Source organism: Novosphingobium sp. RL4, from assembly GCF_035658495.1.
Taxonomy (GTDB): Bacteria; Pseudomonadota; Alphaproteobacteria; order Sphingomonadales; family Sphingomonadaceae; genus Novosphingobium.
Map to the genome: position 1 here is coordinate 1,290,258 of NZ_CP141944.1, position 24,570 is coordinate 1,314,827.

The following is a 24,570-nucleotide window of genomic DNA, read 5'->3' on the forward strand; positions in this document are numbered from 1 at the left end:
AGCACCATGCTGCAACCGAAAAAGACCAAGTTCCGCAAGGCTTTCAAGGGCCGGATCAAGGGTGATGCCAAGGGCGGCACCGACCTGAACTTCGGTTCGTACGGCCTCAAGGCCCTCGAGCCCGAGCGGATCACCGCCCGCCAGATCGAAGCGGCTCGCCGCGCGATCACGCGTCACATCAAGCGCCAGGGTCGTCTCTGGATCCGCGTCTTCCCCGACGTGCCGGTTTCGAAGAAGCCTGCTGAAGTCCGTCAGGGTAAGGGCAAGGGTTCGGTCGAATACTGGGCGGCCCGCGTCAAGCCCGGCCGTATCCTGTTCGAACTGGACGGCGTCGCTGGCCCGCTCGCAGCCGAGGCTTTCAGCCGCGCTGCGATGAAGCTGCCGATCAAGACCAAGGTCGTGGCTCGCCTCGGCGACACTTCGCACCTTGGCGGCGAGTAAGGAAGTCGAATCATGGCAAACAAGATCGAAGACTTTCGTGCCAAGACCGACGATCAGCTGACCGCTGACCTCGCCGACCTTAAGCGCGAACAGTTCAACCTGCGGTTCCAGGCCGCGACCAACCAGCTCGAAGCCCCGGCGCGGGTGCGTGAAGTCCGCCGTGACATCGCGCGCATCAAGACGCTCCAGGCCGAGCGCGCGGCGCAGGCCTGAGGAGACACACGATGCCCAAGCGTATTCTGATCGGGACCGTGGTTTCCGACAAGACCGACAAGACCGTTACCGTACTGGTCGAGCGCAAGGTGAAGCACCCCCTCTACGGGAAGATCATCCGCCGCTCGAAGAAGTACCATGCTCACGATGAGGACAACGCCTTCAAGACCGGCGAACGTGTCCGCATCGAGGAGACGAAGCCCTACTCGAAGACCAAGACCTGGAAGGTTCTTGACCGTCTTCAGGCGAGCAAGGGCACGGCACTGGAAGCAGAGGTCTAAGGACCTCGGCCTCCAGGCCGAAAGCAGAGTGTTGACCTGGACGGGAGAATGCGGCAAAGGCCCGCACTTCGCCCGTCAAGGCGACTCGGGCCCCTAGTGGGCCTGTCTTTTTAGGAACTGCCGGACTGGTTCCGGCAAGCCAGTTGAGAAGGACCCGGATCGATGATCCAGATGCAATCCAATCTCGACGTCGCGGACAACAGCGGCGCCAAGCGCGTCCAGTGCATCAAGGTGCTGGGTGGCTCGAAGCGTCGTTTCGCAGGCGTTGGCGACATCATTGTGGTGTCGGTAAAGGAGGCGCAGCCCCGCGCCCGCGTGAAGAAGGGTGACGTTCACCGTGCGGTGATCGTGCGTACCCGCAAGGACGTGCGCCGTGCAGACGGCAGCGTTATCCGCTTCGACAGCAACGCGGCGGTGCTCATCAACAAGAACGAGGAGCCGATCGGCACTCGTATCTTTGGCCCCGTCGTTCGCGAGCTGCGCGGCAAGGGCTTCATGAAGATCATCTCGCTCGCTCCGGAGGTGCTGTAATGGCTGCTTCGAAGATCAAGAAGGGTGACGCCGTCGTCGTCCTGTCCGGCAAGGACAAGGGCCGCACCGGCACCGTGCTTCAGGTTCTCCCGAAGGACGGCAAGGTCGTGGTTGAAGGCGTGAACGTCGCAACCCGTCACCGCAAGCCGACCCAGCAGAACCCGCAGGGTGGCATCGAGCGCATTCCGGCCCCGATGGCGATCAGCAAGATCGCGGTCGCCGACAAGGACGGCAAGCCGACGCGCGTTCGCTTCGAAACCAAGGACGGCAAGAAGGTCCGCGTGGCCGTGAAGTCCGGGGAGACCATCGATGGCTGATTACACTCCGCGCATGCGCACCCGCTATGACGACGCCGTCGTCAAGGCGATGACCGAGAAGTTCGGTTACAAGAACGCAATGGAAGTGCCCAAGATCGAAAAGATCACGCTCAACATGGGTGTGGGCGAGGCCAGCCAGGACAAGAAGAAGGTCCAGACTGCCGCTGCGGAAATGGAAGCCATCGCTGGTCAGAAGCCGGTGATCACCAAGGCCCGCAAGTCGATCGCACAGTTCAAGCTGCGCGAAGGCATGCCGATCGGTTGCAAGGTTACCCTGCGCCGCGAACGCATGTACGAATTCCTCGATCGCCTCATCACGATCGCAATGCCCCGCATTCGCGATTTCCGTGGTCTGAACCCGAAGTCTTTCGACGGCCGGGGCAACTACGCGATGGGTCTTAAGGAGCAGATCATCTTCCCGGAGATCAGCTACGACAAGATCGAGAAGGTGCGTGGCATGGACATCATCGTCACCACCACCGCAAAGACCGACGAGGAAGCGCGCGAGCTGCTCCGTCTGTTCGGTTTCCCGTTCCCGGCTGAAGAGTCGGAACAGAAGGAAGCGGCGTGAGCCGCCGCTGAGGAAGAGAGCTTAAGTCCATGGCGAAACTGAGTTCCGTGAACAAGAACGAGCGCCGCAAGCAGCTCGTTAAGAAGTATGCAGGCAAGTACGCGCGCCTTAAGGCGGTTGCCGATGATGAATCGCTCGACGAAACCGAGCGTCTCATCGCCCGTCTGAAGCTGGCCGAAATCCCGCGTAACGGCAACCCGACCCGGGTTCGCAATCGTTGCGCGACCACCGGCCGTCCGCGCGGTTACTACCGCAAGTTTGGTCTCTGCCGCATCGAGCTGCGTGATCTTGCCAACAAGGGCATGATCCCCGGCGTGACCAAGTCGAGCTGGTAAGGGTACGAAGCAATGGCTATGACCGATCCCCTGGGTGATATGCTCACCCGCATCCGCAACGGGCAGCAGGCGAAGAAGGACACCGTTCTTTCGCCCGCATCCAAGCTTCGTGCGCGCGTTCTGGAAGTTCTCCAGCGCGAAGGCTACATCCGTGGCTACAGCGATGACGCTACCGGCGCTCATCCGCAGCTGCGCATCGAGCTGAAGTATTTCGAAGGCGAGCCTGCTATCAAGCACATCGCTCGCGTCTCCAAGCCTGGCCGCCGCGTCTACTCGGGTTCGAAGGAACTCCCGGTTGTTCGCAATGGCCTCGGCATCACCATCGTCTCGACGCCGCGCGGCGTGCTTTCGGATGCCGAAGCGCGCGCTGCCAACGTCGGCGGCGAAGTGCTGGCGGAGGTGTTCTAATGAGCCGCATCGGCAAAAAGCCGGTTGTGATCCCTGGCGGGGTCACTGCCGCCATCGATAACGGCATCCTGACCGTCAAGGGCCCGAAGGGCACCCTGACGCTGGGTCTGTCGGACCTCGTGACCTACTCGGTCGAGGAAGGTTCGATTGCCGTTCAGCCCGCCAACCAGACCAAGGCTGCCCGCAGCCACTGGGGCATGCAGCGTACGCTGGTGGCCAACCTCATCGAGGGCGTCACCAACGGTTACACCAAGGTTCTTGAGATCAAGGGCGTTGGTTACCGTGCGAATTCGCAGGGCAAGACGCTCAAGCTTCAGCTTGGCTTCTCGCACGACGTTGACGTCGCTGTCCCCGAGGGCATCGAAATCAAGACCCCGGATAACACCACGGTCGAGATTTCCGGTATCGACAAGCAGAAGGTCGGCCAGGTTGCGGCCGAGATCCGTCGCTGGCGCAAGCCCGAGCCTTACAAGGGCAAGGGTATCAAGTACCGTGGCGAGTTCATCTTCCGCAAGGAAGGGAAGAAGAAGTAATGGCCAAGCTGTCTCTTTTCGATCGCCGCGCTCGTCGCGTTCGTACCGCACTGAAGGCTCGTTCGGGCGGCCGTCCTCGTCTGTCGGTGCACCGCACCGGCCGTCACATCTATGCGCAGATCATCGACGATGCGCAGGGCCGTACGGTGGCCGCCGCCAACACGCTTGGCGCCAAGGGCACCGACAAGGACGCCGCGATCCGCGTGGGCAAGGAACTCGCCGAGGCCGCCAAGAAGGCGGGTATCACTTCGGTCGTGTTCGACCGTGGCGGTTTCCTCTTCCATGGCCGCGTCAAGGCGCTGGCCGATGCCGCCCGTGAAGGCGGGCTGGAGTTCTGATCATGGCTGACGAAAACATCAACGAAGCGCCGATCGCCGCTGAGCAGCCGCAGGGCGGCGAAGCGCAGGAGACCCGTGAGGGTCGCGGGCGCGGTCGTGGTCGCGGTGAACGCGGTGAGCGTGGTGGCCGTGGCCGTCGCGATGACCGTCGCGGTGGCCGCAACAACGACGAGGAACAGGGCGAGGAGCTTATTGAGAAGCTCGTCCACATCAACCGCGTCTCGAAGACGGTCAAGGGCGGTAAGCGCTTCGGCTTCGCTGCGCTGGTCGTCGTAGGCGACGGCAAGGGCCGTGTCGGCTTCGGCCACGCCAAGGCTCGCGAAGTTCCCGAGGCGATCACGAAGGCCACTGCTTCTGCCAAGAAGAAGATGGTCCGCGTGGCGCTCAAGGAAGGCCGCACTCTTCACCACGACGGCAAGGGCCACTTCGGCGCCGGCAAGGTGAACGTGCGTTCGGCTCCGGCCGGTACCGGCATCATCGCCGGTGGCCCGATGCGCGCCGTGTTCGAGAGCCTGGGCGTCGCTGACGTCGTCACCAAGTCGGTGGGCACCTCGAACCCGTACAACATGATCCGCGCCACCTTCGACGCGCTCGTCAACCAGACTTCGCCGAAGTCGGTTGCCCAGCGTCGTGGCAAGAAGGTCGCCGACCTGCTTGGTCGCGGTGGCGTCAGCGAAGCAGAGGCCGAGGCCGCTGCCGAAGCCATCGTGGAGTAAGGCTCATGGCAAAGATCAAGATCAAGCAGATCGGTTCGCCGATCCGTCGCCCCGAAAGCCAGAAGAAGATCCTCATCGGTCTTGGCCTGGGCAAGATGCACAAGGTCGTCGAACGCGAAGACACCCCGGAAGTCCGTGGTGCGATCGCGAAGCTGCCACACATGGTTGTGGTGATCGACTGATCAGCCTGTATCAGGCACGATAACCGGAAGGGCCCTGGCGGAAACGTCGGGGCCTTTCTCGTTTCGGTCGAGCTTTACATTCCCTTATCCCGCGTCTTATCGATGCTGCGCATAATCCGTGCGTAGCCGTGTCGGTTCCTCCACCTTTGGTGCCACTTGTGTTAAGCGCGGAGATCTGGATTTCCCCGGGGGATACTTTGCTTCGCAGGACCATCGCGGCCACGTCACTGTCTCTGGCCGTTCTCGCTCTTTCGGGATGTGAAGGCAGCGAGCCGCCCGATAACGGTGAAACCTATGTTCAGGAGAGTCCGGCTGCCGAGCCGGCCTGTAACGATCCGCTCGCCGATCCCGCTACGCTGGAGCGTGATCGCGAGGCCGACAAGGCGCTCAAGACGCTTCTCGCATCCGGACAGGCCGATCCGGTTGCCGAGGCGCGCAAGGCTGCGGCGGCCGGAGATTTCCGGCTTGTCGCTGCGGTGACGCTTGGCGGCATCGACACCAGCCAGTTCGGTGCTCAATGCGTGCTACGGGGAGGACTATCTCCCCGGATGGCGCGTGTCGTGACCTACTTCGGTGAAGATTCGCTGCCGACGCCTGCGCCCAGTGAGGCGCCGAGCGGTGAGACCGAAGATCGGCTCGCGACATTTGCACGGACTTTCAATGAAGCGCTGATCGCTAATCCGGCGTATCCATATCGAGACGTGTGCCGGTCCGTTCCCGTCCTGGCTGTGAAGAAGGGGGCTGCAGCGCAGGAGCCTGACGTCGCGAAGGGTCCAGAGCGCGCTTATGGTTACGCAAAGCTCGGCCCGTTGCCAGAAAACGCCACGCTCGCCGATGCAGCGCGCCGCGGCAATGTTGCGGCTTTGCGGCGGATGCTTGACGAGGAACCTTCGGCCGACCCGACAGGTGATGCGCTGGATGCGCCGCAGACCATCGATTCCCCAGATCTGTTCGGAATGACGCCGCTTGCCTGGGCAATTGCCTATCATCGTGACGGAGCCGCTCGTTTCCTGCTCTCACGGCAGGCGAGCCCTTCGGGCGCGCAGTGTCAGGCGCTGATGGACCGCGATTCGCCGATGCAGATTGCGCGAGCTCAGGGCTGGCTGCAGATGGTCCTGAAGATGAAGGCGCTTGTGCCTGAGGCCGATTATGCCGGTCTCGCGGAAGAGCCGGCCTTGCCCGATGGAAACAAGGCGCAGTTCAACGCCGAACTGGCGAAACTGGGCGATCGTTACGGCACGATCTTTAATAAGGACGAGCTCACTCGTCATGAATTGAAGTTCACCGTTAACGCTGGCGGGCGCGTAACCTCTTGTTCTTTCGAACCGAAAACTGTTTCACCAGAGTTCGACGCGGATATTTGCCGGCTTGGTGCCGAGGTGTTCAAATGGAAGCCCGCACGAGACGCTGAAGGCCGTTCGATCCCCGGAAACGGGAAGCTCATGATCCGCCTCCGAGGCAGTTAAGAGCCGCAGTTCCGGATTCGGGGGTGACATTGCGCCGCGGTTCGCTTATGGGCCGCGCCTTCCCATTAGCGCGACTAAAAGCGAAAGCGAGTGCAGACTATGAAATTGAATGACATCCGCGACAACGCGGGCGCCCGTCACCGTCGCATCCGCGTCGGCCGTGGCATCGGCTCGGGCAAGGGCAAGACCGCTGGTCGTGGTCAGAAGGGTGCCAAGGCACGCTCGGGCGTTTCGATCAACGGCTTCGAAGGCGGCCAGATGCCGCTTCACATGCGCCTTCCGAAGCGCGGCTTCAGCAACAAGAAGTTCGCCAAGGATTACGCGGAAGTGAACCTCGGCATGATCCAGAAGGCGATCGACGCCGGTAAGCTGGACATCTCGGGCACCGTTGATCACGCGGTTCTCCAGGCCGCTGGCCTGGCTCGTGGTGGCAAGGACGGCGTCCGCCTGCTGGGCAAGGGCGAACTGACCGCCAAGGTCGAGTTCAACGTTGCCGGTGCTTCGAAGGGTGCCGTGGAAGCGGTCCAGAAGGCTGGTGGTTCGGTGATTCTTCCTGCCAAGGAAGCCGCCGAAGCCTGAGCCATCGCAACCGCGATATGCTCATAGGGGGAGGGCGGGCGCGATGCGCTTCGCCCTCTCTTCATTCAGACTGCCTTTCGGCGACAGGTCTTCCAGAGCCGGCGCGAATGTCTATATGAGCGGACCAGAACCGGGGTTCGACAAGCCTTCATGCAGTCGCTAAGGCAGACCCGAACCGACTATCGAGGCTTTACAAATCGTCATGGCTTCCCGCGCCGACAATATCGCCAGCACTCTGAGCCTGGCCAACTTCTCGAAAGCCACCGAGCTAAAGAACCGAATCTGGTTCACCATCGGTGCGCTGATCGTCTTCCGCTTCCTGAGCTTCGTTCCGCTTCCCGGCGTGAACCCGCTGATTCTCTCGCAGCTCTACAGCAAGACGCAGGGCGGCATTCTCGACCTGTTCAACACTTTCTCGGGCGGTTCGCTTTCGCGAATGAGCCTCATTGCGCTCGGCGTGATGCCTTACATCACGGCGTCGATCGTGGTGCAGCTCGCCGCATCGCTCCACCCCGCACTGGTGGCGCTGAAGAAGGAAGGCGAAACCGGCCGCAAGAAGCTTAACCAGTACACCCGGTATGGCGCAGTTCTCCTTTGCGCGATCCAGGGCTGGTTCCTCGCGGTCAGCCTGGAGGCGTACGGCGCTTCGAACGGGCTTCAGGCCGTCGTCGATCCTGGTTTGGTGTTCCGCATCGGTGCCGTGATTTCGCTCGTCGGGGGCACGATGTTCCTGCTGTGGCTTGGTGAGCAGATCACCTCGCGCGGCATCGGCAATGGTGTTTCGCTCATCATCATGGCGGGCATCGTCGCCCAGATGCCGACGTTCGCGACGAACGTCGGACAGGCCTACAGCGCGGGCGACACGGGCTCGATCCTCATCATTGCGCTGATCGTGCTGATCGTCGCCATGATCCTGATGATCTGCTTCATGGAACGTGCGCAGCGCCGTCTGTTGATCCAGTATCCGAAGCGGGCGACTCAGCGCGGGATGATGCAGGCCGATCGCAGCCATCTGCCGTTGAAGATCAACACGGCGGGCGTGATTCCGCCGATCTTCGCCAGTTCGCTGCTGCTGCTGCCGCTGACCATCACTCAGTTCGCGGGTAAATCGCTGAATCCGGAATCGACCTGGGGCAAGATCGTCGTCTCGCTGAACCAGTACCTCGGTCACGGCAAGCCGCTCTACATGCTGCTTTATGCAGCGGGCATCGTGTTCTTCTGCTTCTTCTACACTGCGGTCGTCTTCAATCCCGAGGAAACCGCTGACAACCTGAAGAAGAACGGTGGCTTCATTCCCGGCATTCGCCCGGGCAAGAACACCGCGAATTATCTCGATTACGTGCTGACCCGCATCACCGTGATCGGAGCGATCTACCTGACCATCGTCTGCACCGTTCCGGAGTACTTCCTCTCGATGACCGGTCTGCCGTTGCTCTTCATGGGTGGAACGAGCTTGCTGATCGTCGTCAACGTGACCGTCGACACGATCACGCAGATCCAGTCGCACCTGCTGGCACACCAGTATGGCGACCTGATCAAGAAGGCGAAACTGAAAGGCAGACTGCGCTGATCGGCGCTCGCCAGGGACAAATGAGGGGTAAGGCGTGAATATCATCCTGTTGGGCCCGCCGGGGGCGGGCAAGGGCACCCAGGCGCAGCGTCTGGTCGAGCGGCATGGCATGCGCCAGCTTTCGACTGGCGACATGCTCCGCGCTGCGGTGAAGGCTGGTACGCCTACCGGGCTGGAAGCCAAGGCAGTGATGGAGCGTGGCGAGCTCGTTTCGGACGAGATCGTCTCAGCTCTGATCGGAGACGAACTGGACGCCATGGGGTCCGGTGCCGGTGCGATTTTCGACGGTTATCCGCGCACGGCGGCTCAGGCCGAATCGCTTGACGGAATCCTGGCCGCACGTGGTCGCAAGCTCGATCATGTGATCGAACTGGAAGTCGACGAAGAGGCGCTTGTCGAGCGGATCACCGGCCGTTTTTCCTGCGCCAGTTGCGGGAAGGGCTATCACGACAAGTTCGAGCAACCCAAGGTTCCCGGGGTCTGCGACAAGTGCGGTGGGACGGAATTCAAGCGCCGTCCTGACGACAATGCCGAGACCGTTAGGACTCGTCTGGCAGAGTACCGTGCGAAAACTGCGCCGATCCTGCCGATCTATGAGGCGCAGGGAATCGTTGCCAGAGTCGATGGCATGGCTGACATGGACGATGTCACCGCAGCCATCGAAGCGGTCCTGAAATCCTGATGATGCGGCCGGGCGAAAGTCCGGCCGTTCTCGTTTGCGGTATGCGTGCCGGTGGCGCTGCCGTGACGATGCGCCGCGCGGGGCTTCCTGCGCGGCGATTTTCGCTTTCTTTGACTACCGTACGCGGATGCGGTAAACAGTTGGCGCAAGGTCTGCTCTCGCCGCCCACACGGGGCCGGTGATCGAGCGGCACGGTTCGCGGGCGTTGACACGCCTTTCGAATCGTCCTATGCGCGCCCTTCACTCAAAGGTTTCGGCAAGTCCGGGGGCGTTGGCAACAAGCGTGCCGCCAACCGGACCTTTTGTCATTTACGCCTTTCGGGTGAGAAGCGTTGAGATGGGGGTCGTCCCTAGGGCGCTCCTGTGGAGCATGGAGATTTAAGTGGCTCGTATTGCCGGGGTAAACATCCCCACCAACAAGCGCGTTATCATCGCGCTCACCTACATCCATGGTATCGGTCGTACCAAGGCTCTCGAGATCGCCGACAAGCTCGGCATCGATCACAGCCGCCGCGTTCAGGACCTGTCGGACGCCGAAGTCCTGCAGATCCGCGAAACCATCGACGCCGATCACACGGTTGAAGGTGACCTTCGTCGCGAAACCGCGATGAACATCAAGCGCCTGATGGACCTCGCCTGCTACCGTGGCCTGCGTCACCGCAAGGGTCTGCCGGTTCGTGGCCAGCGCACGCATACCAATGCGCGCACCCGCAAGGGCAAGGCCAAGCCGATCGCCGGCAAGAAGAAGTAAGCCGTTCGGGCCGAGCAATCGGCCCATCCGGTTTTCCCCAGCGATTTTTCGACAGGATACACGAACATGGCACGCGAACCCCAGCGCATTAAGCGCCGCGAGCGCAAGAACATCACCAGCGGCATCGCGCATGTGAACGCCAGCTTCAACAACACCATGGTGACCATCACCGACGCCCAGGGCAATGCGATCAGCTGGTCCTCGGCAGGCATGATGGGCTTCAAGGGTAGCCGCAAGTCGACGCCGTACGCCGCGCAGGTCGCCGCTGACGACGCCGGCAAGAAGGCCGCCGAACACGGCGTCCGCACTCTCGAAGTCGAAGTCAAGGGCCCGGGTTCGGGCCGTGAGAGCGCCCTGCGCGCCCTCCAGGCGGTCGGCTTCACCATTACCTCGATCCGCGACGTGACGCCGATCCCGCACAATGGCGTGCGTCCTTCCAAGCGTCGCCGCGTCTGATCGAGCTAATCCGGACGACGAACCGGTCGTCGTCCGGGCTTCGGAACGTCCCGAGCCTTTCCACCAGGCTCCGGGGCGTAACCGCCATCACTCCCAGGGGAAGTCCATGACTGTCAACATCAAGAACTGGCAGGAACTCAAGAAGCCGAACAGCCTTGAGATCAAGCCGGGACCCGACCCCAAGCTGAAGGCGACCTTCGTCGCCGAACCTCTCGAGCGCGGTTTCGGCCTGACGCTCGGCAATGCGTTGCGTCGCGTGCTGCTCTCCTCGCTGCAGGGTGCTGCGATCACCTCGATCAAGATCGAGAACGTGCTGCACGAATTCTCGTCGCTGGCCGGTGTGCGCGAGGACGTCACGGACATCGTCCTCAACGTCAAGCAGATCGCGCTCAAGATGCAGGGCGAAGGCCCGAAGCGTCTCCAACTGTCGGCTACCGGACCGGCAGCGGTCAAGGCGGGCGACATCGCCGTCTCGGGTGACATCGAGGTCATGAACAAGGACCTCGTGATCTGCCACCTCGACGAGGGTGCCACGCTCAACATGGAACTGACCGCCGACACCGGCAAGGGCTACGTCCCCGCCGTGTCGAACCGTCCCGTGGACGCACCGATCGGACTTATTCCGGTCGATTCGCTCTACTCGCCGGTGCGTCAGGTCAGCTACAAGGTGGACAACGCCCGCATCGGTCAGGAGCTTGACTACGACAAGCTCAATCTGACGGTGGAAACGGACGGTACCGTGACCCCGGAAGACGCCGTGGCTTATGCTGCGCGCATCCTCCAGGACCAGCTTGCGCTGTTCGTCCACTTCGAGGACATCGCTCCGGTTGGCGCCTCGCCGATGATCGGCATGGCTGCTGGCGGCGCTGCTGCCTCGGAAGAGAGCGATACCAATCAGCTCAACCGCTACCTTCTCAAGAAGGTGGACGAACTGGAACTGTCGGTACGTTCGGCCAACTGCCTCAAGAACGACAACATCATCTATATCGGCGATCTGGTCCAGAAGACCGAAGCCGAGATGCTGCGTACGCCGAACTTCGGCCGCAAGTCGCTCAACGAGATCAAGGAAGTTCTTTCCTCGATGGGTCTGCGCCTCGGCATGGACATTCCGGGCTGGCCGCCCGAGAACATCGAAGAAATGGCCAAGAAGCTGGAGCAGGAACTGCTCGGCTGATCGGTTACTTCGATACCGAATTGAAGAGGGCTCCGCAGGAATGCGGGGCCTTTTTCTTTGGGGAACTGCTCTCTGGGCAGCAGGTGCAATCGGGTCTGGCCGATTTGCGTGCGGCTGTTTAGCGTGCTGGCATGATCGAACCTTCCGACGTGCTATCGGCGCGGACTCGCTTCAGTCTTGGCGCACGCTTCAGGAGTGTCATCTATGCGTGGCGCGGACTGCGTAGGCTTGTTCATGGCGAGCATAACGCGCGGATACACCTCGCCGCTTCGCTGAGCGTCGTGGCGGCAGGCATCTGGCTGCGAGTTTCGATGAACGACTGGCGGTGGCTCGTCCTGGCGATGGCCATGGTGTGGCTCGCCGAGGCGTTCAATACGGCGATCGAGGAGCTTTGCGACCGGATCGAACCGGGGTTCGACCTTGTCATAGGCCGGATCAAGGATATTGCGGCCGGGGCTGTTCTAATCGCCTCTCTGGCGGCAGCGCTGATTGGTGTGCTGACGCTGGGTCCGCCGTTATGGGTGCTTGTCCAGCAGTAGTAGGCCCGTTCCGGCTTGACTCCATCGCCGTTTTCGGGTTGAGGGCGCCACTCACACGTAAGTGAACCGGCTTTGGGCGATGGCCGAACCACATCGCCCGGCAGGCAGTACCTTGAACGGCTGCCTGACGAACGGAGTATATGAAATGCGTCATAAGCATGGTCAGCGCAAGCTGCAGCGCACCTCGGGCCACCGCGCCGCCCTTCTGCGCAACATGGCCGCCGCTCTCATCAAGCACGAGCAGATCCAGACCACCACGCCGAAGGCGAAGGAACTGCGTCCTTACCTCGAAAAGCTGATCACGCTCGCGAAGCATGGCGGCCTTTCGAATCGTCGTCTGGCGCACGCTCGCCTGATGGACGAAGCGCAGGAAAAGAAGCTCTTCGAAGTTCTGGCCGAGCGTTATGCCGGCCGCAACGGTGGCTACACCCGCATCATCAAGGCAGGCATCCGCGCTTCGGACGCCGCCCCGATTGCGATCATCGAACTCGTCGACCGCGACGTTTCGGAAAAGGGCAAGGACTCGGGCCCGGTGACCACCGACACCGAGGAATACGCCGAGGCCTGATCGCCTTTCGGCAGTCGGCTTCGTAGAGGAGCCGGCAAAGAGATTGCAGGGCGGTCGCGGGAATACCTCGCGGCCGCCTTTCTTTTTGTTTCGGGAGAACGTGATGTATCGTCTGTCGGGCCTGCTTGGGGCCGTGTTTCTTTCCACCGCTTCCAGCCTTGCGGTGGTACCTGTTTCAGCGCAGACGATGGTTCCGATGACTTATCCCGAAACACGCCGCGACGATCTCGTTGAAACCCTGTTCGGCGAGCGCATCGCGGACCCGTACCGCTGGCTCGAAAACGATGTGCGGCACGATCCGGAAGTCGCCGCCTGGGTCGAGAAGGAATCGACCTTCACCGAAGCGTACCTTGAAGGACTGCCGCAGCGTAGTTGGTTCAAGCAGCGGATCAGTTCGTTGATGAACTTCGAGCGGTTCGGTTTGCCGATCAAGGCTGGCAAGCGGTACTTCTATACCCGAAACACCGGGCTTCAAAACCAGTCGCAGCTTTTCGTGCGCGACGGACTGCACGGCGCGCCTCGGATGCTGCTTGATCCCAATGCCTGGGCGAAGGACGGTGCCACGGCACTGGATGCGTGGGAGCCCTCTCACGAAGGTCGCTATCTGCTCTATAGTGTGCAGGACGGCGGGAGTGACTGGCGTGTGCTTCACGTGCTGGATGTAACCACGGGCAAGGCGCTGGATGACGAACTGCGCTGGGTCAAGTTCAGCGCGCTGGCGTGGATCGGGGAGGAAGGCTTCCTCTACTCGCGATTCCCGGCGCCCGAGGAAGGAGCTGCGTTCCAGAGCCTGAACTACAACCAGGCGATCTATTTCCACCGGCTCGGTACGCCGCAGAGCGCCGACGAACTGGTCTACTCCACGCCGGACCATCCGGATTACGGCCACGCCGCCGAAGTGACGCAGGACGGGCGGCTTGCTGTCATCACCTCGCATATCGGCACGGATTCGCGCTACGATGTGCATGTGATCGACCTGTCGAAGCGCAAGAAGGCGGGGTGGGACGCAAAGCCCGTGGTGACGGGTTTCAAGGACGACTGGCGGCTTGTCGAAGGGGCCGGACAGAAGCTCTGGTTTGTCACCAACGAAAGTGCACCGCGCTACCGGCTCATCAGTATCGATCTCGGGGCGAAGGCTCCGGCCTTCGCGGAAGTCGTCCCGCAGCGCGAGGACATTCTGGAGCGGGCCGGTATCGTCGGCCAGCAACTCGTTCTCAACTATATGCGTGACGCGGCGAGCCATGCCGAGATCGTCGGGCTTGACGGCAAGCCCGGCCGTGCGCTTGCGCTCAACGGTATCGGGACGGCTTCCGGGTTCCGGGGCAAGCCCGGAGACCCTGAGACCTTCTACTCCTTCACGAGCTTCAACCGTCCGGCAGCGATCTTCCGGATGAACCTCGATACCGGCATGTCCGAGCCCTTCGCGGAGCCGGTGATGGATTTCGACCCTTCGGACGTCGTGGTCGAGCAGCGCTTCTATACGTCGAGGGACGGCACGCGGGTGCCGATGTTCCTCGTGCGGCGCAAGGACGTGGTGCAGTCGGGCAAGGCCGTGCCGACGCTGCTCTATGGCTACGGTGGTTTCGACATTTCCCTGACGCCGGGTTTCTCGGCCAGTCGCATGGCCTGGGTCCAGGCCGGAGGCGCCTTTGCCATGGCGAACCTGCGCGGCGGCGGCGAGTATGGACGCGCCTGGCACGATGCCGGGCGCCGTGCCAACAAGCAGAACGTGTTCGACGACTTCATCGCCGCCGGAGAGTATCTCAAGGCCGAAGGGATCGCTTCAAAGGATGGCCTTGCGATCCAGGGCGGGTCCAACGGCGGGCTTCTCGTGGGGGCCGTGCTGAACCAGCGGCCCGATCTTTTCGCGGCCGGGGTGCCGCAGGTCGGCGTCATGGACATGCTGCGCTTCGACCGCTTCACTGCCGGTCGCTATTGGGTGGACGACTATGGCTATCCTGACCGGGAAGAGGATTTCCGGATATTGAAGGCCTATTCACCCTATCACAACATCCGGGCGGGCACGGATTACCCGGCGATTCTCGTGACCACCGCGGATACCGACGATCGTGTGGTTCCGGGGCATTCCTTCAAATATGCGGCGGCGCTTCAGGCCGCGCCCTTGGGTGACAAGCCGCATCTGATCCGTATCGAGACGCGGGCGGGACATGGCTCCGGCAAGCCGACCGACAAGGCGATCGAGGAAGGCGCGGATGTCCTCTCGTTCGTTGCGCGGTGGACGGGATTGAAGATTCCCGACTGAGCCCCTTCAGGATTCGCTGTCCGTTCCTTCGTGAGCGGGCAGCCCCAGGGACCAGTAGATAGCGGCTCCGCGCAGTGCGAATCCCGCCGCTGCGGCTATGGCCCAGGTCAGTTGAGGGGCGATGCCGAGGGCTATACCCGCCGCCGCGACGGTTGCTGCCAGGGCTGCGGCTGTCACGTATAGTTCCGGCCGCATCAGGATCGAAGGCTGTCCGGCCACGACATCGCGGACGATGCCGCCGACGCAGCCGGTGGCGACGCCCATGACCATCGCCGGAATCGGTGGCACGCCCCAGGCCATGGCCTTGATGGTTCCGAACACCGAATAAACCGCAAGTCCCAATGCGTCGGCCCACTCCAGCAATTGTCCCTGCCACCAGCGTACCGGCGTGAACCAGGCGAGGGTCGCGACCGCGAGGCATACGGGGGCCACGAAAGGATCGCGAACCCAGAAGACCGGCGCTCCGATGAGGAGATCTCGCAAGGTGCCGCCGCCCACGCCGGTCATGAGTGCGAAGAATGCGACGGTCACGAAAGTCTGCCGCAACTGGGCCGCCGAAAGGGCGCCGGTCAGCGCGAAGACGGCGATTCCAAGGATATCGAACGCTGCGGGCAGGGCGGGCGCGTCAGGCGGCATGATCGTGGGCATGGCCTTGTCATAGCGCGCCTGTCGCCAATCGGGGAGGGGATCGCATCGCCGCGGCGTGGACAGTCCGGCTATGACGCCTCATCCATATATGATACATAGGAGATCATAAAATCGGGAGAGCAACGGGTGTCTCATCAACAAGCCTACGAAACCGCCGATTGGTATACCGACGTCTCGCTCGTCGACGATCCACATGCCTATTTCGATTACCTGCGCGCGCAAGGCCCGGTGGTGCGACTGCCATATCGCAACGCCGTGGCGGTGACGGGGTACGATGAGACTGTCCAGATCATGCTGGATACGGAGCATTTCTCCTCGATCAATGCCGTCACCGGCCCGGTCGCCGACCTGCCTTTCAGAGCCGATGGGGATGACATCTCGGAGAAGCTGGAGGCGCATCGCCGGCAGATACCGTTTGCCGATCAGATCGTGACCGAGGGCGGTGCGCGCCACGCTGACCTTCGTTCCATCATTGCGCGGCTGTTTACGCCGAGCCGCCTCAAGGATCTGCAGCCGAAGCTGCTCGCCACGGCGGAATCGCTGATCGACGAATTCGCCAGGGACGGAAAGGTCGACCTCGTGCGCCAATACGGCGGTCCCTATGGCGCGCTTGTCATTTCCGATCTCCTGGGCCTTTCCGAACGCAGCCGCGCGAAATTCAGGGCCTTGCTTGAGGGAGCGATACCCGTGCCGATGGATGCCAGCGAGGAGGACATGCTCAAGAACCCGCTGGTGGGGGTGGGGAAGGATCTGTTCAGGCTGATCGCCCAGCGGCGTATCGTCGCCCATCCGTTGATGAAGCCTTTGCACGGCCTGCTGGCGCGTGAGGATATCCTGAGCGAATTGGCCACGGCGAGCTATCCCGACGGCGGGAAGCCTTCGCTGGTGGATCTTACCAGCCTTGCGGCCTTCCTTTTCGGCGCCGGGCAGGACACGACGAATCGGCTTCTTGCCAATGCCTTCCGGATCATCGCGACGAGGCCCGATATCCAGCAGGAACTCCGTGGAAACCGGGCTCGGATCGGTGATTTCGTCGAGGAAGTGCTGCGGTTCGACGGTTCGGTGAAGAGCGGCGGGCGCATGTGCCAGAAGACGACGACGCTGGGCGGGGTGGAGATCAAGGCTGGCACCGCCGTCCTGCTGTCGCACATGGCCGCCAACCGGGACCCCAGGCGCTTCGCGGAACCGGGGCAGTTCGACATGGACCGGCCGAGGATCAAGGAGCATCTCGCGTTCGGCAGGGGCGCTCATACCTGCATCGGTGCTCCGCTGGCCCGGCGCGAAGTGGTGACGAGTATCGAGCGGCTGCTCGCCCGCATGGGCAACATCCGTTTGTCCGAGGCCCATCATGGCCCCGCCGAGGCTTTGCATTTCGATTACGAGCCGACTTACATCCTGCGCGCGCTGGCGGCTTTGCACCTCGAATTCGATCCGATCGAAGGGGATTAACGCGTCGGGGGAATTCCAACCCGCATCGCTCTGGCCTATTACCGCGCAATGACCAGCACTGAGACCCGCTCCGAGATCGGCCCCGAGATTGCTTCCGCGATCGGAGAAGCCGAAGCGGCCAATGAACTGATGCGCCTGGCGCGCCAGATAAAGCGCGCCAACCGCCTCTATCACGCCGAGGATGCGCCCGAGATTTCGGATGCCGAATATGACGCCCTGGTGCGGCGCAATGCGGAACTGGAATTGGCGTTCCCCCATCTCGCCCGCTCCGACAGTCCATCGAATCAGGTCGGGCACGAAGTGGCCGGCTCGCCCCTGTCGAAAGTGACGCACGAGGTTCGCATGATGAGCCTCGACAATGCTTTCACTGACGAGGAAGTGGCGGAGTTCGTGGGCCGGGTCCGGCGCTTCCTTTCGCTATCGGCGGAGGAGCCGGTAGCGATGACGGCGGAGGACAAGATCGACGGTCTTTCCTGCTCGCTGCGGTATGAGAAAGGCAGGCTGGTCCGCGCCGCTACGCGCGGGGATGGCATGGTGGGCGAGGACGTTACCGCCAATGTCGCGCATATCGCCGATGTCGTGCAGGAACTGAAGGGAGAGGATGTTCCCGAAGTCTTCGAGGTGCGCGGCGAGGTCTACATGGAGAAGGCAGCCTTCGCGGCGCTGAACGAGGCCCTGATGGCTGAAGCGCGCGCACATGCGGAGGCCAGGGGCGAGGTGTTCGACGAGGGCAAGGTCCGCCAGTTCGCCAATCCGCGCAACGCCGCAGCCGGTTCGCTGCGCCAGAAGGATGCGGCTGTCACCGCGAAGCGCCCGCTGCGTTTCTGGGCGCATGGCTGGGGCGCCGCGAGCCATGTGCCGGGGGCCAGCCAGCACGAGGTGATCCGCCGGATCGAATCCTGGGGGCTTCCGGTCTCCCCGCAATTCCGCCTGTGCCATACGCTTGAGGAAGTGCTGGAGGCCTACCGCGTCATTCGCGATGGCCGGCCCGGCTTGCCGTTCGAGATCGATGGCGTCGTCTACAAGGTCGATCGCCTCGACTGGCAGCAGCGGCTTGGTTTCGTGGCCAAGGCGCCGCGCTGGGCAATGGCTCACAAGTTTCCGGCAGAGCGTGCCGAAACCGTTCTTGAATCGATCGACGTTCAGGTCGGGCGCACGGGCAAGCTCACGCCGGTCGGGCGGCTCAAGCCGGTTCTGGTCGGAGGCGTGACCGTTACCAATGTCACTCTGCACAATCGCGACGAGATTGCGCGTCTTGGCGTCCGGCCGGGGGATCGCGTGGTCCTGCAGCGCGCCGGTGATGTGATTCCACAGGTCGTGGATAACCTGACGCGCGCCGAGGAGAGGGCGACGTTCCACTTCCCGGATCACTGCCCGGAATGTGGTAGCGAGGCGGTTGCGGAAGAGGGGGAAGTCGATGTGCGCTGCACGGGCGGCCTCATCTGCCCGGCCCAGCGGACGGAACGGCTCAAGCACTTCGTCAGCCGGGGAGCCCTCGACATCGAAGGGCTGGGGGAACGGACTATCGACGAGTTCTTCGCCAGGGGCTGGCTCGAAAGTCCGGCCGATATCTTCCGTCTGCGCAAGCGCCGCGACGAGATTCTCGCGCTTGACGGGTGGAAGGACAAGTCTGTGGACAACCTGTTGGCCGCAGTGGAAAACAAGCGCGCGCCAGATGCGGCCCGGCTGCTCTTCGGGCTCGGCATCCGCCATGTCGGAGCCGTCACGGCGCGCGATCTGATGAAGCGGTTCGAGACGTTGCCGGCCTTGCGGCTGCTGGCCGAACAGGCCCATGCCAAGGAAGGCGAGGAGGCTGCGGCGCTGGGTAGCGAGGCTTATGCCGAACTGGTGTCGATCGACGGCATCGGTCCGGCCGTGGTGGAGGCGCTGGGCGATTTCTTCCACGAAGAGCATAACCGTCAGGTCTGGGACGACCTGCTTTCGGAGGTCGCTCCCCCGCCTTACGTCGTCGAGACGGTGGAAAGCGTCGTGGCGGGCAAGACGGTGGTATTTACCGGCAAGCTGGAAACGATGAGCCGCGACGAGGCAAAGGCTCAGGCTGAGCGTCTTGGCGCCAAGGCGGCCGGGTCCATATCGGCAAAGACGGACTTGCTGGTCGCTGGTCCCGGTGCCGGTTCAAAGCTCAAGAAGGCTGCCGAGCTCGGTATCGAAGTGATCGATGAAGCCGGGTGGGCCGAGATCGTGCGCAGCGCCGGTTGAGAAAGGGCAGGGCGCCCAGGGAGGGCCCCCTGCCGCTCGTCGGCGTGAACGCCGGCGAGCGGATTATCAGGAGTTTCGTCCCTGCCTTTCGTGCATGTGACGGTAGTGCTGTACCCGGGTGGCGCGCAGGCCGGCCATTCCTTCACGCTCGACGGCGCGTTGCCACGATGCCAGTTCCTCGAGAGTGAGGCCGTAGCGGTCGCAAGCCTCGGCGATCGTCAGGAGCCCTCCGTTGACCGCAGCTACGACTTCCGCCTTACGGCGAACTACCCAGCGAGACGTGTTGCGTGGCGGAAGGCTGCCCTTGTCGAGCGCTTCACCCAGGGGTCCGACGACGGCCTTCGGCCTGTCTAGTTCAGATTGAAGCATTTTTGGCCTCTTGAGCTGTTGTTACCAGCCCCCCTTGGCCTTAATTCTTGGCCGAATCCTTTAATTATTCGGAACCGGTCTTGGTTAATCGCCGTTAACCAATTGTCAGGTAATTCCCTGAAATGAATGGGTAAATCTCCGAGGCTTTTTTCCCTCGGAGATTTAACTTTCGTTGACTTGCGTTAAGTTCGGTTTAACCACGATCATCTGCTGTTCTTGGAGATGACGGCGGTTGCGACTGGGCGAGTTGTTCGTGCGGTGAAGCGTGCGCGCTATCGGCGACGCGCCCGCATCCACAGGATCGACCAGTCTCCATTTACCAGTCTGGCGGCGAGACGAAGCCCGGCCCGGCGACAGGCGCGGCGCACGGCGGCCTCCTGCGTTTCCAGCAGGCCCGCAAGGACGAGGCTACCCCCCGGAGCAAGGGACTTGGCGAAGTCCGGCGCAAGGGAAACCAGCGGGCCGGCGAGGATATTGGCCATGATGAGATCGTAGGGGCCGCGCGCTGCCAGCAGGGGGTGGTCCATGCCGTCCGCGATGGTCATGGCCAGTTCGCCGCCGCGCGCGCCGAGGCTGACTCCATTCGCGGCGGCATTGTCTTCCACGACGCCGTAGCAGACCTGATCGATATCGCTCGCGGTCGCGAGTGCTCGGGGCCAGAGCGACATCGCTGCGAAGGCCAGCAGTCCCGTGCCCGTCCCGATATCGGCGTGGTTGCGAACGACCAGCCCCTGCGCCTTCATATGCGTCAGCATGGCGAGGCAGCCGGCGGTCGTGGCGTGCTGGCCGGTGCCGAAAGCCTGGCTGGCGGGTATGGTGAAATCGGTTATGCCGGGATCGTCCGAAACCGGATGTTCGGGCGTGTGGACGTGGAAGCGGCCCGCGCGGATCGGTTCGAGTCCCTGCTGGCTCGTTACTAGCCAGTCGGTTTCCGGCAGTTCCTCGACAATGAACTTTGGCGGCTTGCCGCCGAACAGGGCGGCGACGGCGTCCTTGTCGGCCTTGCGCGGCTTGTGGGCCAGCCATGCTTCAAGCTGCCAGTCGTCCGGTTTGTCTTCGGCGATCTCGCTGCCCGAAAGGACGATGTCGGGGTCCCAGTCGAATGCATCCTCGTGAGCGACAAGGGCGCCTTCGATGACGGTGCGCGGGGCATAAGCGGTGATCTTCCAGCTCACGAACGGGTCTCCTTCGCTGCGGCGGCGGCTTCTTCGGAAAGGCGCTGGTCGAAGCGGGCATTGGCGGCAGCCGCATAAGTACGGCAGGCGGTGGGATCGACCAGCGGGGACTTGCCCGCTAGCCGTGTGAAGAGATCGCTTGCCCCGGGGTGCGGCGTGACCAGCAGGTCGCAGGGCAGGGCGGCGATTCGGCGCAACCCTTCCCGGACATCGGCAATGCGGTCGGGGTGGTCGGTAAAGCGGTAGCTCTTGGCCGAAATCGCGCTTGCGCTGTCCGCATAGGCGATCGTCAGGCATTTGCCGTCTTTGCCGCATGACTGCCATGTCCAGCTCGTCGATCCGGCAGCGTGAGCGAGCGTGGCGCGGGCGGTGACGGTGATGTCGCCCAGCGTGATGCTTTCCCCGCCCGAGAGGCGCTTGTCGACGTGAACCGCCGGGAATGGGTCGAGCTGGCCGAATTGCGGATCGTTCGGGTTGGCCTTGCCGGTTTCGAGCACTTCGGCGGCGGCAGGCAATGCGGCGAGCCGTGCGCCGGTCGCGCGTCGCAGCTCCGCAAGAGCGCCCGCATGGTCGAAGTGTTCGTGGCTGGAGAGAATCCAGCGCACGTCCTTCACCTTGAATCCGGCCGCCTGGATATTGGCCAGAACCATCGGCGCCGCTTCGGGAAGGCCGCCGTCGATCAGGATGTGGCCTTGCTTGCCGGTGATGAGAATAGCGGAAATGCCGCAGGTGCCGACATACCAGGTGTTGCCGTAAAGGTGGGCGGGCGGAGCGGCATCGGCCCAGCCATCGTGCCCTTCACAGGCGGCGGCGAGCCTCGATGGGGGCGCCTCCGCGCTGTCGGTTGCAGGTGCTGCGCTGCCGGGCGCGGTGGAACAGGCGCCCAGCAGAAACGCGGGGGCGAGCATGTTCGACAGGCGGCTCATGGGTCTCTTCATGGGTTGGCGCTTTAGTGCGGAGGGGCGGCCAAAGCCAGTGGGACGGGGCGTCCCGCGTACCATCTGCGCCCGATTGTCGATGAGGCTCCGGAAAAGTCGCTTGTGTGCGATGCATCCGCGATGTGCTTCGCGGAACTTGCGCCAAGCGGCGATTTGTCTAAGGGGACTTCTCGACAGGGGCAGCCTTGGGCTGCTGCAAAGGCAAAAGGGATTCGAAAGAGCCATGGCCAAAGACGGCACCAGGAACCGTCCGCTTTCGCCCCATCTCCAGATCTGGCGTTGGGGCCCTCACATGTTCGTCTCGATTCTTCACCGCGTGACCGGTGATGGCATGGCATTCGCCGGCCTCGCCGTGCTGCTGTGGTGGCTCGGGGCGCTCGCCGGTGGCCCTGCCGCCTACGAGACGTTCAGCTGGGCGATGACCACGCCGATCGGCTATGTCGTTCTCGTCGGCATTTCCTGGGCTTTCTTCACGCACATGATGAGCGGCCTTCGCCACTTCGCCCTCGACGTCGGCGCCGGGTTCGAGCTGACGATCAACAAGACCTGGTCGATCCTTTCGCCGGTCTTGGGTGTGATCCTCACCGTCGCCTTCTGGGCGATCCTGCTGCTTCGCTGAGGAACGGGAAATATGGGTAACGGAACTTCCATCGGCCGCGTTCGCGGCCTCGGTTCGGCGAAGACCGGTGTTCACCACTGGCTGCTGCAACGCTTCACCGCCATCGGCAACCTTCTCTCGGTGCTGTTTCTCGTGGTCTCGATCCTGCTGCTGCCGGATCTGAGCTATGCAACCGTCGTCGAGTGGATTGTACGCCCGGTTCCCGCCGTGGCGATGATCCTGCTCGTCGTGACCACCTTCTGGCACGCCCGCATCGGGCTTCAGGTCGTCGTCGAGGATTATGTCCACGATCACGCCAACAAGTTCGCCTGCATCGCGGCGCTGAACCTTTCCGCCTGCGCCGGCATCGCTTTCGGCGTCTTCTGCGTCATTCGTCTCGCGCTGGGAGCCCATTGATGACCCAAAACGCCTCGGGCCCTGCCTACAAGATTATCGACCATACCTATGACACCGTCGTCGTCGGCGCCGGTGGCTCGGGTCTGCGCGCCACCATGGGCTCGGCCGAAGCCGGCCTTCGCACCGCGTGCATCACCAAGGTCTTCCCGACCCGCTCGCACACCGTTGCGGCGCAGGGCGGCATTGCCGCCTCGCTGTGCAACAACTCGCCGGACCACTGGACCTGGCACATGTACGACACCGTCAAGGGGTCGGACTGGCTGGGCGACCAGGACGCCATCGAATACATGGTGCGCGAAGCCCCGGCGGCGGTCTACGAACTGGAGCACGCCGGCGTGCCCTTCAGCCGCAATGCCGACGGCACGATCTACCAGCGCCCGTTCGGCGGCCACATGCAGAACATGGGCGAAGGTCCGCCGGTGCAGCGCACCTGCGCCGCTGCCGACCGTACCGGTCATGCCATGCTGCACGCGCTCTATCAGCAATCGCTGAAGTACGACGCGGACTTCTTTATCGAATACTTCGCCATCGACCTCATCATGGACGGCGGCAAGTGCGTGGGCGTGATCGCGCTCTGCATGGATGACGGTTCGATCCACCGCTTCCGTTCGCAGGCTGTCGTGCTGGCGACGGGCGGTTACGGACGTAGCTACTACACCGCCACGTCGGCCCATACCTGCACCGGCGACGGCGGCGGTATGGTCCTGCGCGCGGGTCTTCCGCTGCAGGACATGGAATTCGTGCAGTTCCACCCCACCGGCATCTACGGTGCGGGCGTGCTCATCACCGAAGGCGCGCGCGGCGAGGGCGGCTACCTGACCAACTCCGAAGGCGAGCGCTTCATGGAGCGCTATGCGCCTTCCGCGAAGGATCTCGCCTCGCGCGACGTCGTCTCGCGCTCGATGGCGCTGGAAATCCGCGAAGGCCGCGGCGTCGGCCCGCACAAGGACCACATCTACCTGCACCTCGATCACATCGATCCCAAGGTGCTGGGCGAGCGTCTGCCGGGCATCACCGAAAGCGGCAAGATCTTCGCAGGCGTCGACCTGACCCGTCAGCCGCTGCCGGTCGTTCCCACCGTTCACTACAACATGGGCGGTATTCCCTGTAACTATCACGGCGAAGTCGTCACCATCGGACCGGACGGCAACCCGGACACCGTGGTGCCGGGCCTGTTCGCGGTGGGTGAGGCGGCCTGCGTCTCGGTTCACGGTGCCAACCGTCTGGGTTCGAACTCGCTGATCGACCTCGTGGTCTTCGGCCGCGCCACCGGCCACCGCCTCAAGGAGATCGTCAAGCCGGGCGTCAATCAGGCGGAACTGCCGAAGGATTCGGCGGATCTCGCGCTGGGCCGTCTCGACCACTTCCGCAACGCCAACGGCGGTTCGCCGACGGCGGAAGTCCGCACCGAAATGCAGCGCACCATGTCGGCACACGCTGCCGTGTTCCGCACCGATGAACTCATGGTCGAAGGCAAGGACAAGCTCGCCAAGACCTATGAGCGCATGCAGGACATCAAGGTCACCGATCGCGGCCTGATTTGGAATTCGGACCTGGTGGAAACGCTGGAACTGGACAACCTGATCTCGCAGGCTTCGGTCACTCTGCACGGCGCCCAGGCGCGCAAGGAAAGCCGCGGCGCCCACGCGCACGAGGACTTCCCGAACCGCGACGATGCGAACTGGATGAAGCACACCGTCGGCTGGTTCAACGGCTGGGGCGGCAAGGGCGGCGAAATCCGTCTCGATTACCGCCCGGTCCACGAATACACGCTCACGGAAGACGTGCAGTACATCAAGCCCAAGGCCCGCGTGTACTGAGCTTCTCCCAAGCCAGCTGAAA

The 24,570-nt window shown here is 62.9% G+C and carries 31 protein-coding genes; 27 read left to right on the top strand and 4 right to left on the bottom strand.

What is annotated here, in order from left to right; all coding sequences use genetic code 11:
* Positions 1-6 precede the first annotated feature (6 nt).
* The 22 genes from rplP to U9J33_RS06365 all read left to right on the top strand — a co-directional run bounded on the left by rplP (position 7) and on the right by U9J33_RS06365 (position 14,914).
* Positions 7-441 carry a 50S ribosomal protein L16 gene (gene rplP / locus U9J33_RS06260; protein WP_021233439.1) on the top strand — a complete coding sequence of 145 codons (435 nt, stop codon included), beginning with the start codon at positions 7-9 and terminating at the stop codon, positions 439-441.
* A 12-nt stretch (positions 442-453) separates the two neighbouring features.
* A complete protein-coding gene (gene rpmC, locus U9J33_RS06265) occupies positions 454-654 on the top strand; it encodes a 50S ribosomal protein L29 (protein ID WP_054440318.1) in 201 nt (66 codons plus the stop codon).
* Between the two features lie 11 nt (positions 655-665).
* On the top strand, positions 666-935 hold the full coding sequence (gene rpsQ, locus U9J33_RS06270; RefSeq protein ID WP_054440320.1) for a 30S ribosomal protein S17: 270 nt from the start codon (positions 666-668) through the stop codon (positions 933-935).
* A gap of 162 nt (positions 936-1,097) precedes the next feature.
* Positions 1,098-1,466: a 50S ribosomal protein L14 gene (gene rplN, locus U9J33_RS06275; protein WP_054440322.1), complete on the top strand. Its 369-nt coding sequence runs from the start codon at positions 1,098-1,100 to the stop codon at positions 1,464-1,466.
* Positions 1,466-1,783 carry a 50S ribosomal protein L24 gene (rplX, locus tag U9J33_RS06280; RefSeq protein ID WP_054440323.1) on the top strand — a complete coding sequence of 106 codons (318 nt, stop codon included), beginning with the start codon at positions 1,466-1,468 and terminating at the stop codon, positions 1,781-1,783. Before rplN ends, rplX begins: the two co-directional genes overlap by 1 nt.
* Positions 1,776-2,354, top strand: a complete 579-nt coding sequence (gene rplE, locus U9J33_RS06285) for a 50S ribosomal protein L5 (RefSeq protein WP_054440325.1) — start codon at positions 1,776-1,778, stop codon at positions 2,352-2,354. Before rplX ends, rplE begins: the two co-directional genes overlap by 8 nt.
* 29 nt (positions 2,355-2,383) lie before the next feature.
* Positions 2,384-2,689, top strand: coding sequence for a 30S ribosomal protein S14 (rpsN, locus tag U9J33_RS06290; protein ID WP_054440327.1), 306 nt, complete (start codon positions 2,384-2,386; stop codon positions 2,687-2,689).
* A gap of 12 nt (positions 2,690-2,701) precedes the next feature.
* Positions 2,702-3,097 (top strand): 30S ribosomal protein S8, encoded by a 396-nt coding sequence (gene rpsH, locus U9J33_RS06295; RefSeq protein WP_054440330.1) that lies wholly within the window; start codon positions 2,702-2,704, stop codon positions 3,095-3,097.
* A complete protein-coding gene (gene rplF / locus U9J33_RS06300) occupies positions 3,097-3,630 on the top strand; it encodes a 50S ribosomal protein L6 (RefSeq protein ID WP_054440332.1) in 534 nt (177 codons plus the stop codon). The genes rpsH and rplF overlap by 1 nt, the downstream gene beginning before the upstream one ends.
* On the top strand, positions 3,630-3,968 hold the full coding sequence (gene rplR, locus U9J33_RS06305) for a 50S ribosomal protein L18 (RefSeq protein ID WP_054440334.1): 339 nt from the start codon (positions 3,630-3,632) through the stop codon (positions 3,966-3,968). The genes rplF and rplR overlap by 1 nt, the downstream gene beginning before the upstream one ends.
* A 2-nt stretch (positions 3,969-3,970) precedes the next feature.
* On the top strand, positions 3,971-4,684 hold the full coding sequence (gene rpsE / locus U9J33_RS06310) for a 30S ribosomal protein S5 (protein ID WP_132469054.1): 714 nt from the start codon (positions 3,971-3,973) through the stop codon (positions 4,682-4,684).
* A 5-nt stretch (positions 4,685-4,689) separates the two neighbouring features.
* Positions 4,690-4,866, top strand: coding sequence for a 50S ribosomal protein L30 (rpmD, locus tag U9J33_RS06315; protein WP_054440396.1), 177 nt, complete (start codon positions 4,690-4,692; stop codon positions 4,864-4,866).
* A 197-nt stretch (positions 4,867-5,063) separates the two neighbouring features.
* Positions 5,064-6,332, top strand: coding sequence for a hypothetical protein (locus tag U9J33_RS06320; RefSeq protein WP_324698623.1), 1,269 nt, complete (start codon positions 5,064-5,066; stop codon positions 6,330-6,332).
* A 99-nt stretch (positions 6,333-6,431) separates the two neighbouring features.
* Entirely contained in the window at positions 6,432-6,911 is a 480-nt protein-coding gene (rplO, locus tag U9J33_RS06325; RefSeq protein ID WP_185997827.1) for a 50S ribosomal protein L15, read from the top strand.
* Positions 6,912-7,113: 202 nt separating this feature from the next.
* Positions 7,114-8,481 carry a preprotein translocase subunit SecY gene (gene secY, locus U9J33_RS06330; RefSeq protein ID WP_054440340.1) on the top strand — a complete coding sequence of 456 codons (1,368 nt, stop codon included), beginning with the start codon at positions 7,114-7,116 and terminating at the stop codon, positions 8,479-8,481.
* 34 nt (positions 8,482-8,515) lie between these two features.
* A complete protein-coding gene (locus U9J33_RS06335) occupies positions 8,516-9,163 on the top strand; it encodes an adenylate kinase (protein ID WP_054440342.1) in 648 nt (215 codons plus the stop codon).
* Positions 9,164-9,545: 382 nt separating this feature from the next.
* Complete coding sequence (rpsM, locus tag U9J33_RS06340; protein ID WP_021233423.1) at positions 9,546-9,914, top strand: 30S ribosomal protein S13; 369 nt, start codon at positions 9,546-9,548, stop codon at positions 9,912-9,914.
* A gap of 66 nt (positions 9,915-9,980) precedes the next feature.
* On the top strand, positions 9,981-10,370 hold the full coding sequence (gene rpsK / locus U9J33_RS06345; protein WP_007011846.1) for a 30S ribosomal protein S11: 390 nt from the start codon (positions 9,981-9,983) through the stop codon (positions 10,368-10,370).
* A gap of 106 nt (positions 10,371-10,476) precedes the next feature.
* Positions 10,477-11,544 (top strand): DNA-directed RNA polymerase subunit alpha, encoded by a 1,068-nt coding sequence (locus tag U9J33_RS06350; protein ID WP_054440344.1) that lies wholly within the window; start codon positions 10,477-10,479, stop codon positions 11,542-11,544.
* A gap of 131 nt (positions 11,545-11,675) precedes the next feature.
* Positions 11,676-12,083: a diacylglycerol kinase family protein gene (locus tag U9J33_RS06355; RefSeq protein WP_324698630.1), complete on the top strand. Its 408-nt coding sequence runs from the start codon at positions 11,676-11,678 to the stop codon at positions 12,081-12,083.
* Positions 12,084-12,228: 145 nt separating this feature from the next.
* The gene (gene rplQ, locus U9J33_RS06360) at positions 12,229-12,651 is read left to right on the top strand and encodes a 50S ribosomal protein L17 (RefSeq protein WP_054440398.1); all 423 of its coding nucleotides are present in this window, start codon (positions 12,229-12,231) and stop codon (positions 12,649-12,651) included.
* A 103-nt stretch (positions 12,652-12,754) separates the two neighbouring features.
* The gene (locus tag U9J33_RS06365) at positions 12,755-14,914 is read left to right on the top strand and encodes a prolyl oligopeptidase family serine peptidase (protein WP_132469055.1); all 2,160 of its coding nucleotides are present in this window, start codon (positions 12,755-12,757) and stop codon (positions 14,912-14,914) included.
* Between the two features lie 6 nt (positions 14,915-14,920).
* Here U9J33_RS06365 and U9J33_RS06370 read toward each other — a convergent pair whose 3' ends face one another.
* Positions 14,921-15,550, bottom strand: a complete 630-nt coding sequence (locus tag U9J33_RS06370; RefSeq protein ID WP_054440401.1) for a trimeric intracellular cation channel family protein — start codon at positions 15,548-15,550, stop codon at positions 14,921-14,923.
* Between the two features lie 138 nt (positions 15,551-15,688).
* On the opposite strand from U9J33_RS06370, the gene U9J33_RS06375 reads away from it, so the two are divergent.
* Complete coding sequence (locus tag U9J33_RS06375; RefSeq protein WP_054440348.1) at positions 15,689-17,011, top strand: cytochrome P450; 1,323 nt, start codon at positions 15,689-15,691, stop codon at positions 17,009-17,011.
* Between the two features lie 48 nt (positions 17,012-17,059).
* Positions 17,060-19,231, top strand: coding sequence for an NAD-dependent DNA ligase LigA (ligA, locus tag U9J33_RS06380; protein ID WP_324698635.1), 2,172 nt, complete (start codon positions 17,060-17,062; stop codon positions 19,229-19,231).
* 66 nt (positions 19,232-19,297) lie between these two features.
* On the opposite strand, the gene U9J33_RS06385 is transcribed toward ligA, so the two are convergent.
* The 3 genes from U9J33_RS06385 to bla all read right to left on the bottom strand — a co-directional run bounded on the left by U9J33_RS06385 (position 19,298) and on the right by bla (position 21,701).
* Positions 19,298-19,600: a DUF1153 domain-containing protein gene (locus tag U9J33_RS06385; protein WP_082370497.1), complete on the bottom strand. Its 303-nt coding sequence runs from the start codon at positions 19,598-19,600 to the stop codon at positions 19,298-19,300.
* A 272-nt stretch (positions 19,601-19,872) separates the two neighbouring features.
* Complete coding sequence (locus U9J33_RS06390) at positions 19,873-20,775, bottom strand: 50S ribosomal protein L11 methyltransferase (RefSeq protein ID WP_185997823.1); 903 nt, start codon at positions 20,773-20,775, stop codon at positions 19,873-19,875.
* Complete coding sequence (gene bla, locus U9J33_RS06395) at positions 20,772-21,701, bottom strand: subclass B3 metallo-beta-lactamase (protein WP_324698639.1); 930 nt, start codon at positions 21,699-21,701, stop codon at positions 20,772-20,774. Before bla ends, U9J33_RS06390 begins: the two co-directional genes overlap by 4 nt.
* Before the next feature lie 235 nt (positions 21,702-21,936).
* Between bla and sdhC the strand changes: the two genes are divergently transcribed.
* From sdhC to sdhA, 3 genes are read left to right on the top strand one after another with little or no spacing between them, the layout of a single operon-like run.
* A complete protein-coding gene (gene sdhC, locus U9J33_RS06400) occupies positions 21,937-22,332 on the top strand; it encodes a succinate dehydrogenase, cytochrome b556 subunit (protein ID WP_132469057.1) in 396 nt (131 codons plus the stop codon).
* 12 nt (positions 22,333-22,344) lie between these two features.
* Positions 22,345-22,728 (top strand): succinate dehydrogenase, hydrophobic membrane anchor protein, encoded by a 384-nt coding sequence (sdhD, locus tag U9J33_RS06405; RefSeq protein WP_054440356.1) that lies wholly within the window; start codon positions 22,345-22,347, stop codon positions 22,726-22,728.
* Entirely contained in the window at positions 22,728-24,548 is a 1,821-nt protein-coding gene (gene sdhA / locus U9J33_RS06410) for a succinate dehydrogenase flavoprotein subunit (RefSeq protein WP_054440358.1), read from the top strand. Before sdhD ends, sdhA begins: the two co-directional genes overlap by 1 nt.
* Positions 24,549-24,570 lie beyond the last annotated feature (22 nt).

Bases quoted from the DNA above. Each gene is read 5' to 3' on its own strand.
- rpsN (WP_054440327.1), top strand. From the start codon at position 2,384: ATGGCGAAACTGAGTTCCGTGAACAAGAACGAGCGCCGCAAGCAGCTC.
- rpmD (WP_054440396.1), top strand. From the start codon at position 4,690: ATGGCAAAGATCAAGATCAAGCAGATCGGTTCGCCGATCCGTCGCCCC.
- U9J33_RS06355 (WP_324698630.1), top strand. From the start codon at position 11,676: ATGATCGAACCTTCCGACGTGCTATCGGCGCGGACTCGCTTCAGTCTT.
- rplF (WP_054440332.1), top strand. From the start codon at position 3,097: ATGAGCCGCATCGGCAAAAAGCCGGTTGTGATCCCTGGCGGGGTCACT.
- rplX (WP_054440323.1), top strand. From the start codon at position 1,466: ATGGCTGCTTCGAAGATCAAGAAGGGTGACGCCGTCGTCGTCCTGTCC.
- rplR (WP_054440334.1), top strand. From the start codon at position 3,630: ATGGCCAAGCTGTCTCTTTTCGATCGCCGCGCTCGTCGCGTTCGTACC.
- U9J33_RS06350 (WP_054440344.1), top strand. From the start codon at position 10,477: ATGACTGTCAACATCAAGAACTGGCAGGAACTCAAGAAGCCGAACAGC.
- ligA (WP_324698635.1), top strand. From the start codon at position 17,060: ATGACCAGCACTGAGACCCGCTCCGAGATCGGCCCCGAGATTGCTTCC.
- rpsQ (WP_054440320.1), top strand. From the start codon at position 666: ATGCCCAAGCGTATTCTGATCGGGACCGTGGTTTCCGACAAGACCGAC.
- secY (WP_054440340.1), top strand. From the start codon at position 7,114: ATGGCTTCCCGCGCCGACAATATCGCCAGCACTCTGAGCCTGGCCAAC.
- rplE (WP_054440325.1), top strand. From the start codon at position 1,776: ATGGCTGATTACACTCCGCGCATGCGCACCCGCTATGACGACGCCGTC.
- rpsE (WP_132469054.1), top strand. From the start codon at position 3,971: ATGGCTGACGAAAACATCAACGAAGCGCCGATCGCCGCTGAGCAGCCG.
- rpsK (WP_007011846.1), top strand. From the start codon at position 9,981: ATGGCACGCGAACCCCAGCGCATTAAGCGCCGCGAGCGCAAGAACATC.
- rplO (WP_185997827.1), top strand. From the start codon at position 6,432: ATGAAATTGAATGACATCCGCGACAACGCGGGCGCCCGTCACCGTCGC.
- U9J33_RS06365 (WP_132469055.1), top strand. From the start codon at position 12,755: ATGTATCGTCTGTCGGGCCTGCTTGGGGCCGTGTTTCTTTCCACCGCT.
- bla (WP_324698639.1), bottom strand. From the start codon at position 21,701: ATGAGCCGCCTGTCGAACATGCTCGCCCCCGCGTTTCTGCTGGGCGCC.
- sdhC (WP_132469057.1), top strand. From the start codon at position 21,937: ATGGCCAAAGACGGCACCAGGAACCGTCCGCTTTCGCCCCATCTCCAG.
- U9J33_RS06385 (WP_082370497.1), bottom strand. From the start codon at position 19,600: ATGCTTCAATCTGAACTAGACAGGCCGAAGGCCGTCGTCGGACCCCTG.
- rplP (WP_021233439.1), top strand. From the start codon at position 7: ATGCTGCAACCGAAAAAGACCAAGTTCCGCAAGGCTTTCAAGGGCCGG.
- rpsH (WP_054440330.1), top strand. From the start codon at position 2,702: ATGGCTATGACCGATCCCCTGGGTGATATGCTCACCCGCATCCGCAAC.
- rpmC (WP_054440318.1), top strand. From the start codon at position 454: ATGGCAAACAAGATCGAAGACTTTCGTGCCAAGACCGACGATCAGCTG.
- sdhA (WP_054440358.1), top strand. From the start codon at position 22,728: ATGACCCAAAACGCCTCGGGCCCTGCCTACAAGATTATCGACCATACC.
- rplN (WP_054440322.1), top strand. From the start codon at position 1,098: ATGATCCAGATGCAATCCAATCTCGACGTCGCGGACAACAGCGGCGCC.
- U9J33_RS06370 (WP_054440401.1), bottom strand. From the start codon at position 15,550: ATGCCGCCTGACGCGCCCGCCCTGCCCGCAGCGTTCGATATCCTTGGA.
- rplQ (WP_054440398.1), top strand. From the start codon at position 12,229: ATGCGTCATAAGCATGGTCAGCGCAAGCTGCAGCGCACCTCGGGCCAC.
- sdhD (WP_054440356.1), top strand. From the start codon at position 22,345: ATGGGTAACGGAACTTCCATCGGCCGCGTTCGCGGCCTCGGTTCGGCG.